Below are 14,604 nucleotides of genomic sequence, written 5' to 3' on the forward strand. Positions count from 1 at the left end.
CTAGCCGCTATCTGCGATTTGCCAGTGCCTGATTGGGCTGGCGCAGACTGGGATCGAACGGGCTGATCTTGTGGGAAATGATTGCCGCTTCCCGGCTCAGCAGTTCAACGACGGTTTGCAGTCGCTGTTCGGTCAGGCGTGAGGCCAGCGTGCCGACGCTGAAGGCCGCCACGGCTTCACCGCTATGGTCGAGAATGGGCACGCCGACACCAGCCATGCCATCAATCATATTGAAGTTGAAGGTTGCAGCACCTGTCTTGCGCACTTCATCGATCAGGATACGCAGATCGACCTCGTCGATGGTGGACTTATCCAGAATGCGGGGCATGTTGAAGCGGATGATCGCCTCGCGCTCTTCTTCCGGCAGGAAGGCGAGAATGGCTAGACTGCCCTGGCCGATGCCAAGCGGAACCTTGCCACCAATATCGCCGGTATAGGAGCGGATCGGAAACGGTCCCTCGACGCGATCAAGACACACAGCATCGAAATTGCTGCGCACCAGCAGGAAAACCGTATCGTTGAATGTGGTCGACAGCCGCAGCAGCGACGGGCGCGCAATATTGAGTATCCCGTCGCGTTGCCGGGCCTGCGCCGCCATGGCGAAAAACTCCAGCGACAGGCGATAGGCCTTCTTGTCGGCGATTTGCTCGACAAGGTTTTCGGCAATCAATGTCTTCAGCAGACGATGGGTGGATGGCTGGCTCAATTCGAGATCGCGAGCCAGATCGATCAGCCGCACGCCGTCCTCGGCGCTCGCGGCCAGACCTTTCAAAATATGGATTGCCTTCACCAGACTTGAGTTGAGAGCAGCGCCAGATTTCGAATTCTCTGATATATCATCCATAAAATTGCTTCCAAATTCTGTATTTTGAAAGATGTATATAATTTCTTCCGGATTTGAAAATTATAATTTGTAATCGCGGAATTTTTTCTGCCATCTGAAAGCGTCGCCAATGGGAAGGTCCGGCAAGGCACCGAAACGGTGTTGCAAGCGGATCGGCGGTTTTGCTTCAGGCGTTGTTCAGGGAACGATGCAGCCGCGAAAGCGGCTGGCCATAATGTGTTGCCGCGCAACCGAGCATGAATGACCGCCCCGCCAGCCAGCCCTGTAAAGAGGTGACGTGAGACAACATCACGGCGCTTCCGCTCCCCCGCACAATTCTGCGGAAGTCAGGCCGAGAGGGAGACGCAATGAGCTTTTTGACCCTTTCCGGAATTTCCCGCCACTACGGCAAGTTCGCGGCTGTCGATAAATTCAATCTGACGATTGAAAAGGGCGAGTTCATTTCGCTGCTCGGCCCTTCCGGCTGCGGCAAGACCACCACCTTGCAGATGATCGCCGGACTGGTGCCCCCGACTGCCGGTTCGATTACGCTTGATGGTCGCGATATCACCCGGTTGGCCCCGGCCAAGCGCGAGCTTGGTGTCGTCTTCCAGAGCTATGCGCTGTTTCCGCATATGACGGTGGCGCAGAATGTCAGCTTCGGCCTCGAAATGCGCAATGTGGCCAAGGCCGAGCGTGAAAAGCGTGTGCGCGAGGTGCTGGAACTGGTGCATCTTGGCGCTCTGGCGGATCGCTATCCGCGTGAGATGTCGGGCGGTCAGCGCCAGCGTGTTGCGATTGCCCGCGCGCTGGTCATCAATCCGCCTGTGTTGCTTTTGGACGAGCCGCTCTCCAATCTCGATGCGCAGTTGCGCGAGGAAATGCAGTTCGAACTGCGCCGCATTCAGCGCACTGTCGGGATCACCACCATCATGGTGACCCACGACCAGGCCGAAGCGCTGTCGATCAGCGACCGCATCGTGGTCATGGAAAAGGGCCTCATCACGCAGGTCGATGCGCCCTACAAGCTCTATGAGCATCCGCACAACCATTTCATTTCCAATTTTGTCGGCAAGTCCAACTTCCTCAAGGCACGCGCCGAAGGCGAGATGATCGCGCTTGCGGGCACAGCGATCCGCTTCCCGGCGGGCGAAGCCAAGCTTTCCGGCGATCTCTCGGTGTTTATCCGCCCGGAAAAAGTGCAGCTGGTGAATGACGGCGAGGGTCATATCGCCGGTGAAGTCGCAACGCGCTATTTCATGGGCAGCCAGTGGTTGCTCGGCGTCAATACGGCGGCGGGCCAGCTTTCGGTGTCATTGCCCAATCTCGGCAATCCGCCGCCCGCTGAGGGCACGCAAGTCGGCCTCAACTGGAACCATGAAGACTGCCGTATCCTCACCGCAGGGGTGAACTGAACATGGCTTCGGTGATCTCAGAAGGTACATCCGCAGCCCCGAAGGAACCGCGCAATCTGATGCCGCTTTTCCTGGCCGGGCCGTCGACGCTGCTTTTCTTCGCGCTGGTGCTTTTGCCGCTGGGGCTGACGATCCTGCTGTCGTTCAACAGCTACAGCTATGACAAGGGCATCGAGAACGTCTATTCGCTCGCCAATTACACGCAGGTTCTCAAAGATCCTTATTATCTGTCGATCTTCTGGCGGACGCTCAAGCTCGCTCTTATCACCACCGTCATCACGGTGCTGATTGGCGTGCCGGAAGCCTATATTCTCTCCAATATGCGCAAGCCATGGCGCTCCATCTTCCTGCTGGTGATCATCGGACCGCTTCTGGTTTCGGTCGTGGTGCGCACCTTCGGCTGGAGCATGCTTCTCGGACGCAATGGTCTGGTGAACAGCCTGCTGCAGCTGGTCGGCCTGCCGACGACGCAGATCCTTTATAGCGAGACCGCCATCGTGATCGGTCTGGTGCATATCATGCTGCCCTTCATGGTGATCCCGGTGTGGACCGTGCTGCAGAAACTCGACCCGTCAGTGGAAGCAGCCGCGCTTACGCTTGGCGCATCGCGCCTGACGGCATTGCGCCGCGTGGTGTTTCCGCAGGCCGTGCTTGGCATTCTTTCGGGCAGCCTCATCGTCTTCGCTTTGTCGGCCAGTTCCTTTGCCATTCCGGGCCTGCTTGGCGGACGCCGTCTCAAGATGGCAGCTACCGTCGTCTATGACGAATTCCTGATCGAGCTGAACTGGCCGCTGGGTGCAGCCATCGCCATCATCGTTCTGGTGGCCAATCTCATCATCATGATTGCCTATAACCGCCTGCTCGAAGGGCAGGCCAAGAAGAAACTGGGGTAAGCACCATGGTCAAGAACGGTCCTTTCGCCCTTTTCTTCCACACGCTGGTCGTCATTTTTATGCTGGCGCCGATGCTGGTGGTGTGTTTGGTGGCTTTCACTCCCGAAAACACACTGACCATGCCGTGGAATGGCCTTTCACTTCGCTGGTTCAAGGCGGTCTTCGAGCACAACGACTTTATGACGTCGTTCTATAACAGCGTGAAGCTCGCCTTCTTCTCGGCCACGATCTCCACATTGCTGGCGGTGCCTTCCGGGCTTGCCATCGCGCAATATAATTTCCGTGGCCGCGATGCGCTCAATGCGCTGTTTCTGTCGCCGCTGATCATTCCGCATCTGGTGCTGGGCGTCGCATTCCTGCGCCTGTTCTCCCTGATGGGTTTCACGGGCTCCTTCGTCTGGCTTGTAGCCGCGCACTCCATCGTGATCACGCCTTATGCGCTGCGTCTCATTCTCGCTTCTCTCGGCAGCATGGACCGCAATGCGGAAAATGCGGCGCGGACGCTGGGTGCTGGAGAATGGACAGTGTTCCGTCGCATCACCTTGCCGCTGTTGCTGCCGGGTCTGTCGGGCGGCTGGTTGCTCGCCTTCATCAATTCCTTTGATGAGCTGACCATGTCGATCTTCGTCACGTCGCCGTCGACGGTCACGCTGCCGGTCCGCATGTATATGTATGCAAGCGAATCCATCGATCCGATGATGGCTGCGGTCTCCGCCTTGATGATCCTTGTCGCGACCGTCACCATGATCATCATTGACCGCATGTTCGGCCTCGACCGTCTTCTGGTAGGCAAGGGCTGATCCGATCATGACGATCCCGGTTTCACCTTCGGCGGCCCAGTTCCGCAGACGGTATCGGCTGGCCGAACAGCCGCTCAGCTTCTCGCTTGACGGCGTGCCTTGCGAGGGACGCCGTGGCGACACTGTGCTGACCGCCATTCTGTCCGTGCAGGGAAAGCTGCGTCACACCGAATTCTCCGGCGAGCCGCGCGCGGGCTTCTGCCTGATCGGCGCTTGTCAGGATTGCCATGTCATGACGGCGGAAGGTCGCCGGTTGCGCGCCTGCACAACATTGCTGGAAGACGGCATGGCGTTTGTGACGGAGCCTGCGACATGAGCACAGCTTCGGCACCTGTCATTGTCGGCGCTGGACCTGCGGGCATTCGCGCCGCCGAAATTCTCGTCAAGGCTGGTCTCCGGCCTGTCGTGCTGGACGAAGGCATGCGCTCCGGCGGGCAGATTTATCGCCGTCCGCCGATCGATGACGGGCGCAGTTATCGCAGCCGTTATGGTTCCGAGGCCCACAAGGCCGAAGCGCTGCACACGACGTTCGACGCGTTGCGCGGCTCTATCGATTATCGCCCGGAAACGCTGGTCTGGAATATTTCGCGCAACGATGGGGATCATCTCGATCTGCTGACGGATGGCATGCATGGTCAGCTGCCATATAGCCATCTCATTCTTGCAACCGGCGCAACGGATCGTGTGCTTCCCTTCAAGGGCTGGACGAAGCCCGGCGTCTATACGCTTGGGGCATCGCAGACCGCGCTCAAGGCGCAGGGCTGTACCGTTGGCGAACGCGTCGTGTTCATGGGTTCCGGCCCGCTGCTTTATCTGGTGGCTTGGCAGTATCACCATGCAGGCGCCAAGGTGGCGGCTGTTCTGGATACGGCGCCTTTTACTGCCAAGCTTCATCTCGCGCATCTGGCGCTGCACGCGCCGCGCATTGTGGCGCTTGGGGCCTATTACGGCCTGCGCCTGAAACTGGCAGGCGTTCCGATCCATTATAATGTTCGGCCCGATGCGGTAACTGGTGACGGCCATGTGGAAGGTCTGCGTTATCGCACGGGCAAGAGTGAGCGCGAAGTGGCTTGCGATGCGTTGGCCTATGGCTTTGCGCTCCGCCCTGAAACGCAGCTTGCCGATCTTGCCGGTTGTGATTTCCGCTTCGAGGACCGCGACCGCGCCTGGTTACCGATGACGGACAAGCTTGGCCGCACCAGCCGCATCGGCGTCTATGTCGCCGGTGATGGTGCTGGTATTGCCGGTGCCGATGCTGCCGAAATTCGTGGTCAGCTGGCCGCTATCGCACTTCTTCGCGATCTTGGATTGCCATTCGATAACGAGACCGAACAGCGTCTCATTCGCAAACTCGATGGCATTTATCGCGAACGCCTGATTGTCGAAAAGGCATTTCCGTTTCCGCTCGACTGGTTCCAGACGGTGACAGGCGATGTCACGCTTTGCCGTTGCGAAGAGATCAGCCTTGGCGAAGCGCGGGATGTGATCGGCGCAGGCAACACGCAGGAAATCAATCGCCTCAAGGCCTTGTGCCGGGTTGGCATGGGGCGCTGTCAGGGCCGAATGTGTTCGGCAGCGGCAGCGGAACTTCTGGCTTCCATGCGCGACAAGTCACCCGCTGATGGCGGACGCATCCGCGCCCAGGCACCGGTCAAGCCGATCCCGCTCGGTTTTGGCGCTGCGGCCAGAGAGGACGTTGCGTCATGAACCAGCGTCTTCAGGCCGATGCGGTCATTATTGGTGGCGGAATTGTTGGCGGTTCGGCAGCGCTGTTCATGCGTCAGGCTGGCCTGTCGGTTATCTTGCTCGACAAGGGCTTTTGCGGCGCGCAGGCAAGTGGCGTCAATTATGGCGGTGTGCGCAGGCAAGGCCGCCCGCCCGAGCAGATCGCCCTATCGCAGCGCGCACATGAAATATGGGCGCGGCTGCCGGAGCTGATTGGCATCGACGGTGAATATATCCGCAGCGGCCATTTGAAACTGGCGCGCACCGAGGAACATTTCGCAAGTCTGGAAGCCTATGCGGCGACTGTTCGCCCATTGGGCCTTGCGGTGGAACTGATCGGCGGCAATGCGGTCAAGGACCGGTTTCCATGGCTGCCCGGCAATGTGGCCGGCGCTTCGCTTTGTGCCGATGATGGTCACGCCAATCCGCGTCTTGTGTCGCCCGCTTTTGCACGCGCGGCCAAGGCTGCGGGCGCGACGGTGCTGGAAAACACAGCCGTGCATGATGTGCAGACGACCGGTGACGGCTTTGCCATTCTTGTGGGTGAAAGGATCGAAATCCGCTCGCGCCTGCTCTTCAACTGCGCCGGTGCGTGGTCTGATCGCTTTGCGGCGTCTTTCGGCGAGCCTGTCCCGTTGAAGCGCGTCTATCCATCCATGGTCGTGACCGAACCCATGCCGCTTCGCCTGCCGATGAGCCTTGGTGAAGAAGGCGGCGGCTTTTATGGCCGTCAGGTGACGCGCGGAAATTATGTGATGGGCGGCGGGCGCGGCACAGCGCTTGAGAACCCGGATTTTTCGCGTCCGTCGGTCAATGCGGCGTCATCGGTGATGTTGCGCGCCATCGAACTCTTTCCGCACCTGAAAAATGCCCAGGTTATCCGCTTCTGGTCTGGCACCGAGGCCGAAATGCCGGATGGAAATCCGGTGATCGGGCCAAGCAGCCGGGTCAACAATCTCTATCACGCCTTCGGCTTCTGCGGCGCCGGTTTTCAGACCGGGCCGGGAGTCGGAGCCGTGCTTGCCGATTTCGCCGTCAACGGAGAAACGAAAACGCCAATCGGCGCTTTCGCCATCGACCGTTTCGCGCGGGAAAACAATCCAACCTGAAACCACAAAGGGGAGTAGCATGAATACCAACCGGATTATGAAAACCGTTGCAGCCGCACTTGGCCTGTCGGTCGCTTTCGCTTCCGCCGCATCGGCAGAAACGAAGACGCTCTATATCGGCATGAATGGCGGCAACATGGAAAAGGCTTATACCGAGCACGTCCTGCCGGAATTCGAAAAAGCCAATGACGTGAAAGTCGTGGTCGTGCCGGGTACGTCTGCTGATATTCTCGCCAAGGCGACCGCCCAGAAGGACAATCCGCAGATGCACGTCATGCTGCTCGATGATGGCGTGATGGTTCGCGCGATCAATGGCGGCCTGTGCCAGAAAATCTCCGACGATCCGGTTCTGGCCGATATCCAGCCCGCCGCCCGCATCAAGGATGATATGGCTATCGGCGTCGATATGGGCATGACCGGCATTGCCTATAACAAGAAGCTTTTCGACGAAAAGGGTTGGGCTGCGCCGACCTCGTGGATGGACTTCGCTGATGAAAAATACGCCAATGCCGTGGTGTTCCAGTCGGCTTCGGCCTCGACATTCGGTCTGCATGCATTCCTGATGTTCAACCGCATTCAGGGCGGCGACGACAAGAACCTCGAGCCGGGCTTCGAGAAGTTCCCCGACATGATCGGCAAGAATGTTCTGGAGTATATCCCGTCGTCGGCCAAGATTTCGGAAATGGTCCAGACCGGTGAAGCCGCAATCTTCCCGCTGACGCCAACCGGCGTGAACAACCTGAAGGACAAGGGCATTCCGGTTGAATATGCACAGCCGAAGGAAGGTTCGGTCGTTCTCGCCGTGACCGAATGCGTGCTGGCAGGCAACAGCGAGCCTGAACTGAGCCAGAAGCTGGCGCATTATCTGCTGTCTGCCGATGCGCAGAGCAAGGCGCTCGATCATGGCAATGTCATTCCGTCGAACCAGAAGGCCAAGGCCGGTACGCCGGAAGCACAGGCCAAGCTTGATGCGTTCCGCGGTTACATGCAAACGGCAAACACGCTCGACTGGGATGCTGTCAATGAAGGCCGCCAGCAGCTTAACAGCCGCTGGAACCGCACCATCGAAAAATAAGAATCGGTCCTAGATGAAAGCCCGCCCCGGGAAATCAGGGCGGGCTTTTTTTCGTTTTGTTTCCAGACGGGGCGATCAGGTCGCGATTGCTACAAGAACCCCGACCGATAACAAAATGTTGCGCAATTGTGCCGGTCGGTGGAAACAGCTCGTGCTTGCCGTTGTGGGATCAAGCCCCTTAAAATTGGGGTTCGAAACTGCTTCGGGAATGAACGAATGACACGACAGTTACACCTTACCGCCTTCATGCGCCCCGTCAGTCTGCACACCGGCGCGTGGCGATATCCGGGAGCCTATCCCGACGCCAATTTCAATTTCCACCATCTGAAGTCTTTTGCGCAGAAACTTGAAGCCGCCAAGTTTGACGCCTTCTTCATGGCCGACCATCTGGCGGTGCTGAATATGCCGGAAGAGGCGCTGAAGCGCAGCCACACCGTCACGTCTTTTGAACCGTTTACCCTGCTATCGGCGCTGGCGGCGGTGACAGACAAGATCGGTCTGGCCGCAACGGCGTCCACAACCTTTGACGAGCCTTACCATATCGCCCGGCGCTTCGCCTCGCTCGACCATATCAGTCAGGGGCGGGCGGCGTGGAACATCGTCACGACCTCCAACCCGGATGCGGCGCTCAATTTCGGCAAAGAGGAGCATCTCGTTCACGATGAACGCTACAAGCGCGCGCGTGAATTCTTCGATGTCGTGACGGGATTGTGGGACAGCTTTGCCGATGACGCATTCCTGCGCGATCAGCAATCCGGCATCTATTTCGACCCGTCGCGGATGCATGTCCTTGACCACAAGGGCGACGATTTCAACGTGCGCGGGCCGCTCAACATTGCGCGCCCAGTGCAGGGCTGGCCGGTGATCGTACAGGCTGGCCAGTCGGAGCCGGGACGGCAGTTGGCAGCCGAGACAGCCGAGGTTGTCTTCTGCGCGCCGCGCGGATTGTCGGATGCAAAGAAACTCTATGCCGATTTGAAGAGCCGCGTTGCAGCCACTGGGCGAAATCCGGATCACCTCAAAATATTGCCCGCAGCCTTTGTCGTCATTGGTGAGACGATTGCCGACGCAAAGGAAAAACGCGCAAAGCTCGACAGTCTGGTGCATTACGACAGCGCTATCGCTTCCTTATCGATTGCCATCGGGCACGATGTATCCGGTCTTGATCCGGATTCATATCTGCCGGAACTTCCCGACACCAATGCCAGCAAGTCGAGCCAGGAACAGGTGTTGAAACTGGCGCGCGAAGAAAACCTGACGGTTCGCCAACTTGCCCAACGCTATGGCGGCTATTCGGGTCTCGCTTTCGTGGGAACGCCGGAAAGTGTTGCCGACGAGATGCAACAATGGCTGGACGAGGCCGGTTGTGACGGCTTTACCGTCGTTTTCCCGTTCGTGCCGCAAGGGCTGGACGATGTGGTGGAAAAGCTGGTGCCGGAATTGCAGCGGCGCAATATTTTCCGCAGCGACTATGAGGGTTCTACCTTGCGCGATCATCTCGGACTGCCGCGGCCGCGGAACCAGTTTTTCGACTGAAAAACCTGAAATGAAAACACCGCAGCCGATCAATAGTGATCTGCTGCGGTGTTCTAGATTATACGTGCTCAGATCAGTTTTCTGCGCCAAAGACGCTGTAGCAATTGCGTCCTTTGCCTTTGGCTTCATAGAGCGCGATGTCGGCATTGCGCGCCAGATCCTGCGGTGTGAGACCGTCACGTGGCGCCACTACAGCGCCGATGCTGGCAGAGACATCCAGAACAATGCCATTAATGATGAAGGGCTCGCGGAAGGCTTCCACAATCTTTGCCGCAACGGCTTCGATCTCGTTCTCGCCGCTCGGATTGGGCAGAATAACAGCAAATTCATCGCCGCCGACCCGCACCGGCAGATCGTCGGTCCCAAGGGTTGACCGCAGACGCCGAGCGGCCTCAATCAGCAGGCCGTCGCCCATAATATGTCCATGCGTATCATTCACGGCCTTGAAGCGGTCGAGATCGATCAGCAGAGCGCCGACCGATTTGCCTTGCTTCAGAGCGCCCTCGATCATCGGGATCGCCAGCTCGTAGAGCGCGCCGCGATTATAGAGTTTTGTCAGCCGGTCGGTCAGCGCCAGACGCTTCAGGGCGACGGAATCGTCATTGAGAAACTTGTTGGTCTTCTGCAAACGCAGAAGGCCGCTTGCAATGCTCGCAAAATCTTCGAGCTTTGCCATGTCGCTTTGGGAAATATGCCGGGGCTTGTTGTCGAGAATGCAAAGCGAACCGACCGTCAGGCCCGCATCGACCGAAACCGGCGCACCGGCATAGAACCGGAAAAGCGGTTCTCCGGTGACATAGGGCATGGTGCAGAAGAAGCGGTCTTCAACCATGTCCTCGATCACAAAGCTCTTGCCGCTTTCAACCACGAATGTGCAAGCGGTCATCTCGCGCGGACAGCTGCTGACTTTTTGCCCGGCATTGGCGGCGACGCGCTGCCAGTCCTGATCGACAATGTTGAGGGCTGACGTGCTCGCGCCAAACGCGTCCTTGACGAGACCGACAAGCGTATCGAGTTCAGGCAAGCCGATGCTCGAAAGGGAGACAAGGCTTCGAACGCTTTCCAGCCGTTCGACTTCATTGGCCGGAACGGAAAAGCTACGCTCCGGATTTGAGAATCCCTGGACGTTTGTATTCATCATCTTCACCATCATGCATGCATCGATCCGCCCCGTTTATAGATAGGGAATACGACCGCAACAGCAAGCAAAGCCTGCCTATAGTGAAGAAGTTTGAACAAATTTTGTGATGTTCTTATGCGGCCTCGATATCGCGAACCGGAGGATTGCCATAGAGGCGGCTATATTCGCGGCTGAATTGCGAAGGACTTTGATAGCCCACGCGATGGCCTGCCGTGCCCGCATCCAGTCTTTCGACCAGCATCAGGCGGCGCGCCTCACTCAGACGCAACTGCTTTTGATACTGGATCGGCGTCATGGCCGTGATCGACTTGAAATGGTGGTGAAACGACGAGGGGCTCATATTCACATGTTCGGCCAGCTGCTCGATGCGCAGCGGCAGCGCAAAATGCTGGCGCAGCCATCCGATGGCGCGCGCGATCCGGTTGGCCTGACTATCCACTGTGGCGATGTTGATCAGGCGGTCGCCGCTCGGGCCTGTCAGCAGACGATAGAGAATTTCCTGTTCGATCAGCGGCGCCATGACGGGAATATCCTCCGGACTGTCGAGGAGACGCAAAAGCCTTATCACCGCATCGACCAGCCCGGCAGGCGCTGCATTGACGCTGATGCCCCACTGGTTTTCGGAAGGGATAATGCCGCGACGAATGTCGCTGCGACCAAGCAGATCGACCAGTTTTTCGCTGTCGATTGCGAGCGACAGGCAAAGATGCGGCGCTTCCGCGCTGGCTTCGACCACGCGCCAGGTTACCGGCAGATCAAGCGAGGTGACCAGATATTCTCCCGTTGCATAGTTGATCGTGGCCGACCCAAGACGCAGCGACTTCGAACCTTGAAGAACCATCGCGAGACACGGGCGATAGCTGCCATGGCAGGGCACACTCGGCGTCGAACGTCTGCTTATCGACAGGCCGTCAATCGCGGTTTTGCGCTCACCATCGGTCTCGATGAAGCGCTCGGCAAGCGACGCCAGTTCCCTGTATGCATCGATGGGTAAGTTCATGAGCACCTTGCTTTGTCAACGATCCGACACGGTCCTTATTTATCCTTTTCGGAAATCGAAACCAAGGGACAGGGTTGGTCGAGCACATCAGATTTGCAGGATTGTGCAAGAAGCTTGCAGGATCGGTCTACCCTGTTTTCCCGGTTCGGAGCATAGTCGATTATCTCATCCTCCCCCAATTTTCCCCTGAAAAACGGAGTTTATTATGGCTATTGCAAGAGGTTATGCCGCCACCGATGCGGATCAGCCGCTGGTGCCGTTCACGTTTGAACGCCGCGAGCCCAATGCCGACGATGTGGTCATTTCGATCCAGTATTGCGGTGTTTGCCATTCCGACATTCATACCGTCCGGAATGAATGGAAAAATGCCGTTTATCCAATCGTTCCCGGTCATGAAATTGCGGGCATCGTCACGGCTGTCGGCGACAAGGTGACGAAGTTCAAGGTCGGCGACAAGGTTGGCGTCGGCTGCTTTGTGGATTCCTGTGTCGGCTGTGCGACGCGCGACGTCGACAACGAACAATATCTGCCGGGCCTGATCCAGACCTATAACTGCGATGACGCCGAAGGGAAGGCGCGCACACAGGGCGGCTATTCCGACCAGATCGTCGTCAAGGAAGGCTATGTGCTTTCCATTCCGGACAATCTGCCGCTTAACGCTTCGGCACCGTTGCTTTGCGCCGGCATCACGCTTTATTCGCCGCTCCGCCACTGGAATGCCGGTCCCGGCAAGCGCGTGGCTATCGTCGGCATGGGCGGGCTTGGCCATATGGGCGTAAAGCTTGCCAATGCGATGGGCGCGCATGTCACGGTGCTCAGCCAGTCGCTGTCGAAGAAGGATGACGGCCTCAAGCTTGGTGCGAAGGAATATTACGCTACCAGCGATGCCTCGACCTTTGAAAAACTGGCGGGCAGCTTCGATCTGATCATCTGCACAGTGGGCGTCGCCATTGACTGGAATGCCTATCTTGGCCTGCTCAAGGTCAATGGAACCATGGTGAATGTCGGCGCGCCGGAACATATGGTGCCGGTCCATGCCTTCTCGCTGATCCCGGGCCGCAAGAGCCTGTCCGGTTCGATGATCGGTTCGATCAAGGAAACCCAGGAAATGCTGGACTTCTGCGGCGAGCACAACATCGTCTCGGAAATCGAGATGATCAATATTCAGGATATCAATGAAGCTTACGAGCGTGTTCTGAAAAGCGACGTGCGCTATCGTTTCGTGATCGATATCGCTTCGCTGGCAGCCTGATAAAACAAAAGGCGGGACTATTCAGTCCCGCCTTTTTCATAAGGCCGCAGCTTCAGAACTGGAGCACCTGGCTGAGCACAATAATGGTGCCGACCGCACATGAGCAGGCAAAGAGCGTCAGTTCCGATGCCGTAAGCCGGTCGATCCAGATTGGTCGCTTCAATTGTCCGTTCGTTCTTGTCGATGTGTGGGCGGGCGATTCCGCTTTTGCCCCGCTATCCCTTTTCATTGAATTGCTGCGCATTTTTCATTTTCTCCCCCATCCAACGCTAACTGCGTTGGGTCGCCGCGAGACCGGCGCAATTAACTGAACATTAACCAATCTTTAGGCGTTGGGAAACAGTAAAAACGGACGAACCGACAAGCCGGTTTGACGAATGAACATCTTGATCCGCATGCGCGACAGGTCTGCCTGCATGGTTGCAATCCTAGCCGGGTTCTGGTCAAAGCCTGCAAGGCTTTACAGAGATGTGAGAAGCAGGCCCGAGACGGACCAGATACAGGATTGTTGAACCATGCCCGATAATGGCGCATCTGCACCATTCATTGCTGTCGACGGCGTCGGTTACGCCATCGCCGGGCGACCGATCCTGCATGGTGTCTCGCTCCATTCCGCAGCGCGCAGAATGGGCATTGTCGGCAGAAACGGCTCCGGAAAGAGCACGCTGGTGCGGCTTCTGGCGGGTCTGCTGAAACCCTCGGAAGGCGCGATCCGTATTGCGGGCCAAGACCTTTACGAAGACCGCAAGGCGGCGCTTTCAACGGTCGGCATCCTGTTTCAAAACCCCGAACACCAGATCATCTTTCCAACTGTCATCGAGGAAATTGCTTTCGGCCTGCGCCAGCAGGGCGCAACCAAAGCCGATGCGCGGACGATGGCGACAAAGGTGCTGGGCGATTTTGGCAAGGAACATTGGGCCGATGCAGCAATCCAGTCCTTGTCACAAGGGCAGAAGCATCTCGTCTGCATGATGTCGGTGGTCGCCATGCGCCCGGCGCTCATCATCCTCGACGAGCCTTTTGCCGGTCTCGATATTCCGACGCGGCACCAGCTGTCGCGCTATCTGAATGCCGGTGATGCTCGTCTTCTCCACATTTCCCACCATCCGGAAGACTTGCACGGCTATGACGAAGTGTTCTGGATCGATCAGGGCAAGATCCGAGAAACCGGGGCTGCGCAAACCGTTCTGACCCGCTATGTTGAAGAAATGATCCTTCAGGGCAAGAGCGATGATCTCTCTCACCTCTCCCGTTAAAACACGCGCCCACCAATGGCCGGTGGCGGCCAAGGTCGCCGCGCTTTGCATTGCGACCACGACGCTTTTCATGGTCAAGTCGGTCTGGTTCCAGCTTGGCGCTTTTGCGTTTTGTGTTGTGCTTTATGCCCTTCCGGGGCGCGTTTTCTTTCGCGCAGGCTTGCAGGCCATGCGCCCGGTTCTGCCTTTTGCCGCGGTGATTTTTCTCTGGCATCTGGCTTTCTACACCGCCCTTGAAGGGGTGGAAATCACGGTACGGGTCGTCACGATGATCGCTTTGGCCAATCTGGTGACGATGACCACGCCGCTTGAAGATTTCGTGCATCTGCTGCGGTTTCTGAACGCGCCTTTGCGTCGCCTCGGCTTGCCGACAAAAATTCTCGAAACGGCCATTCCGCTGGTGATACGCTTTTCACCAGTGCTGATTGCCAAGGCCGGACAGCTCGTTGAAGCATGGCGCGCCCGGTCGCGCAGGCGTCCGGGCTGGCAACTGGTATTGCCGCTATCGCTGGCGGCACTCGATGATGCCGATCATGTTGCCGAAGCATTGCGTGCTCGCGGCGGAACTCTCAAGTAAAG

Annotated in this window: 14 protein-coding genes; 11 read left to right on the forward strand and 3 right to left on the reverse strand. The window is 57.8% G+C overall.

Annotated features, from left to right (window positions below):
- Positions 1–7: 7 nt before the first annotated feature.
- Positions 8–844 carry an IclR family transcriptional regulator gene (locus QBD01_RS14625; RefSeq protein ID WP_280993396.1) on the reverse strand — a complete coding sequence of 279 codons (837 nt, stop codon included), beginning with the start codon at positions 842–844 and terminating at the stop codon, positions 8–10.
- A 347-nt stretch (positions 845–1,191) separates the two neighbouring features.
- Between QBD01_RS14625 and QBD01_RS14630 the strand changes: the two genes are divergently transcribed.
- From QBD01_RS14630 to QBD01_RS14665, 8 genes are all read left to right on the forward strand, one after another.
- Positions 1,192–2,238, forward strand: coding sequence for an ABC transporter ATP-binding protein (locus QBD01_RS14630; RefSeq protein ID WP_280993397.1), 1,047 nt, complete (start codon positions 1,192–1,194; stop codon positions 2,236–2,238).
- Between the two features lie 2 nt (positions 2,239–2,240).
- Positions 2,241–3,131, forward strand: coding sequence for an ABC transporter permease (locus QBD01_RS14635; RefSeq protein WP_280993398.1), 891 nt, complete (start codon positions 2,241–2,243; stop codon positions 3,129–3,131).
- Positions 3,132–3,136: 5 nt separating this feature from the next.
- The gene (locus QBD01_RS14640) at positions 3,137–3,931 is read left to right on the forward strand and encodes an ABC transporter permease (RefSeq protein ID WP_078338214.1); all 795 of its coding nucleotides are present in this window, start codon (positions 3,137–3,139) and stop codon (positions 3,929–3,931) included.
- A 7-nt stretch (positions 3,932–3,938) separates the two neighbouring features.
- Positions 3,939–4,247, forward strand: a complete 309-nt coding sequence (locus tag QBD01_RS14645; protein ID WP_280993399.1) for a (2Fe-2S)-binding protein — start codon at positions 3,939–3,941, stop codon at positions 4,245–4,247.
- Positions 4,244–5,638: an NAD(P)/FAD-dependent oxidoreductase gene (locus tag QBD01_RS14650; protein WP_280993400.1), complete on the forward strand. Its 1,395-nt coding sequence runs from the start codon at positions 4,244–4,246 to the stop codon at positions 5,636–5,638. The genes QBD01_RS14645 and QBD01_RS14650 overlap by 4 nt, the downstream gene beginning before the upstream one ends.
- Positions 5,635–6,765: an FAD-dependent oxidoreductase gene (locus tag QBD01_RS14655; RefSeq protein ID WP_280993401.1), complete on the forward strand. Its 1,131-nt coding sequence runs from the start codon at positions 5,635–5,637 to the stop codon at positions 6,763–6,765. Before QBD01_RS14650 ends, QBD01_RS14655 begins: the two co-directional genes overlap by 4 nt.
- Positions 6,766–6,784: 19 nt before the next feature.
- Positions 6,785–7,840 carry an ABC transporter substrate-binding protein gene (locus QBD01_RS14660; RefSeq protein ID WP_280993402.1) on the forward strand — a complete coding sequence of 352 codons (1,056 nt, stop codon included), beginning with the start codon at positions 6,785–6,787 and terminating at the stop codon, positions 7,838–7,840.
- Between the two features lie 216 nt (positions 7,841–8,056).
- Positions 8,057–9,376 (forward strand): LLM class flavin-dependent oxidoreductase, encoded by a 1,320-nt coding sequence (locus QBD01_RS14665; protein ID WP_280993403.1) that lies wholly within the window; start codon positions 8,057–8,059, stop codon positions 9,374–9,376.
- A 73-nt stretch (positions 9,377–9,449) separates the two neighbouring features.
- Here the strand turns inward: QBD01_RS14665 and QBD01_RS14670 are convergent, their stop codons facing one another.
- On the reverse strand, positions 9,450–10,517 hold the full coding sequence (locus QBD01_RS14670; RefSeq protein ID WP_280993404.1) for a sensor domain-containing diguanylate cyclase: 1,068 nt from the start codon (positions 10,515–10,517) through the stop codon (positions 9,450–9,452).
- 112 nt (positions 10,518–10,629) lie between these two features.
- On the reverse strand, positions 10,630–11,517 hold the full coding sequence (locus tag QBD01_RS14675; RefSeq protein ID WP_280993405.1) for an AraC family transcriptional regulator: 888 nt from the start codon (positions 11,515–11,517) through the stop codon (positions 10,630–10,632).
- A gap of 205 nt (positions 11,518–11,722) precedes the next feature.
- Here QBD01_RS14675 and QBD01_RS14680 point away from each other — a divergent pair, with 205 nt between their 5' ends.
- The 3 genes from QBD01_RS14680 to QBD01_RS14690 all read left to right on the forward strand — a co-directional run bounded on the left by QBD01_RS14680 (position 11,723) and on the right by QBD01_RS14690 (position 14,602).
- Positions 11,723–12,769, forward strand: coding sequence for an NAD(P)-dependent alcohol dehydrogenase (locus QBD01_RS14680; protein WP_280993406.1), 1,047 nt, complete (start codon positions 11,723–11,725; stop codon positions 12,767–12,769).
- 515 nt (positions 12,770–13,284) lie between these two features.
- Positions 13,285–14,025 (forward strand): ABC transporter ATP-binding protein, encoded by a 741-nt coding sequence (locus QBD01_RS14685; RefSeq protein ID WP_280993407.1) that lies wholly within the window; start codon positions 13,285–13,287, stop codon positions 14,023–14,025.
- Positions 14,000–14,602, forward strand: a complete 603-nt coding sequence (locus QBD01_RS14690; protein ID WP_280993408.1) for an energy-coupling factor transporter transmembrane component T — start codon at positions 14,000–14,002, stop codon at positions 14,600–14,602. Before QBD01_RS14685 ends, QBD01_RS14690 begins: the two co-directional genes overlap by 26 nt.
- Positions 14,603–14,604 lie beyond the last annotated feature (2 nt).

Origin of the sequence: Ochrobactrum sp. 19YEA23 (assembly GCF_029909865.1) — a bacterium.
GTDB lineage: Bacteria > Pseudomonadota > Alphaproteobacteria > Rhizobiales > Rhizobiaceae > Brucella > Brucella gambitense.

Coding starts and splice junctions, on each gene's coding strand:
- QBD01_RS14665 (WP_280993403.1), top strand. CDS start 8,057: ATGACACGACAGTTACACCTTACCGCCTTCATGCGCCCCGTCAGTCTG.
- QBD01_RS14685 (WP_280993407.1), top strand. CDS start 13,285: ATGCCCGATAATGGCGCATCTGCACCATTCATTGCTGTCGACGGCGTC.
- QBD01_RS14630 (WP_280993397.1), top strand. CDS start 1,192: ATGAGCTTTTTGACCCTTTCCGGAATTTCCCGCCACTACGGCAAGTTC.
- QBD01_RS14640 (WP_078338214.1), top strand. CDS start 3,137: ATGGTCAAGAACGGTCCTTTCGCCCTTTTCTTCCACACGCTGGTCGTC.
- QBD01_RS14625 (WP_280993396.1), bottom strand. CDS start 844: ATGGATGATATATCAGAGAATTCGAAATCTGGCGCTGCTCTCAACTCA.
- QBD01_RS14675 (WP_280993405.1), bottom strand. CDS start 11,517: ATGAACTTACCCATCGATGCATACAGGGAACTGGCGTCGCTTGCCGAG.
- QBD01_RS14650 (WP_280993400.1), top strand. CDS start 4,244: ATGAGCACAGCTTCGGCACCTGTCATTGTCGGCGCTGGACCTGCGGGC.
- QBD01_RS14680 (WP_280993406.1), top strand. CDS start 11,723: ATGGCTATTGCAAGAGGTTATGCCGCCACCGATGCGGATCAGCCGCTG.
- QBD01_RS14670 (WP_280993404.1), bottom strand. CDS start 10,517: ATGATGAATACAAACGTCCAGGGATTCTCAAATCCGGAGCGTAGCTTT.
- QBD01_RS14655 (WP_280993401.1), top strand. CDS start 5,635: ATGAACCAGCGTCTTCAGGCCGATGCGGTCATTATTGGTGGCGGAATT.
- QBD01_RS14645 (WP_280993399.1), top strand. CDS start 3,939: ATGACGATCCCGGTTTCACCTTCGGCGGCCCAGTTCCGCAGACGGTAT.
- QBD01_RS14660 (WP_280993402.1), top strand. CDS start 6,785: ATGAATACCAACCGGATTATGAAAACCGTTGCAGCCGCACTTGGCCTG.
- QBD01_RS14635 (WP_280993398.1), top strand. CDS start 2,241: ATGGCTTCGGTGATCTCAGAAGGTACATCCGCAGCCCCGAAGGAACCG.
- QBD01_RS14690 (WP_280993408.1), top strand. CDS start 14,000: ATGATCTCTCTCACCTCTCCCGTTAAAACACGCGCCCACCAATGGCCG.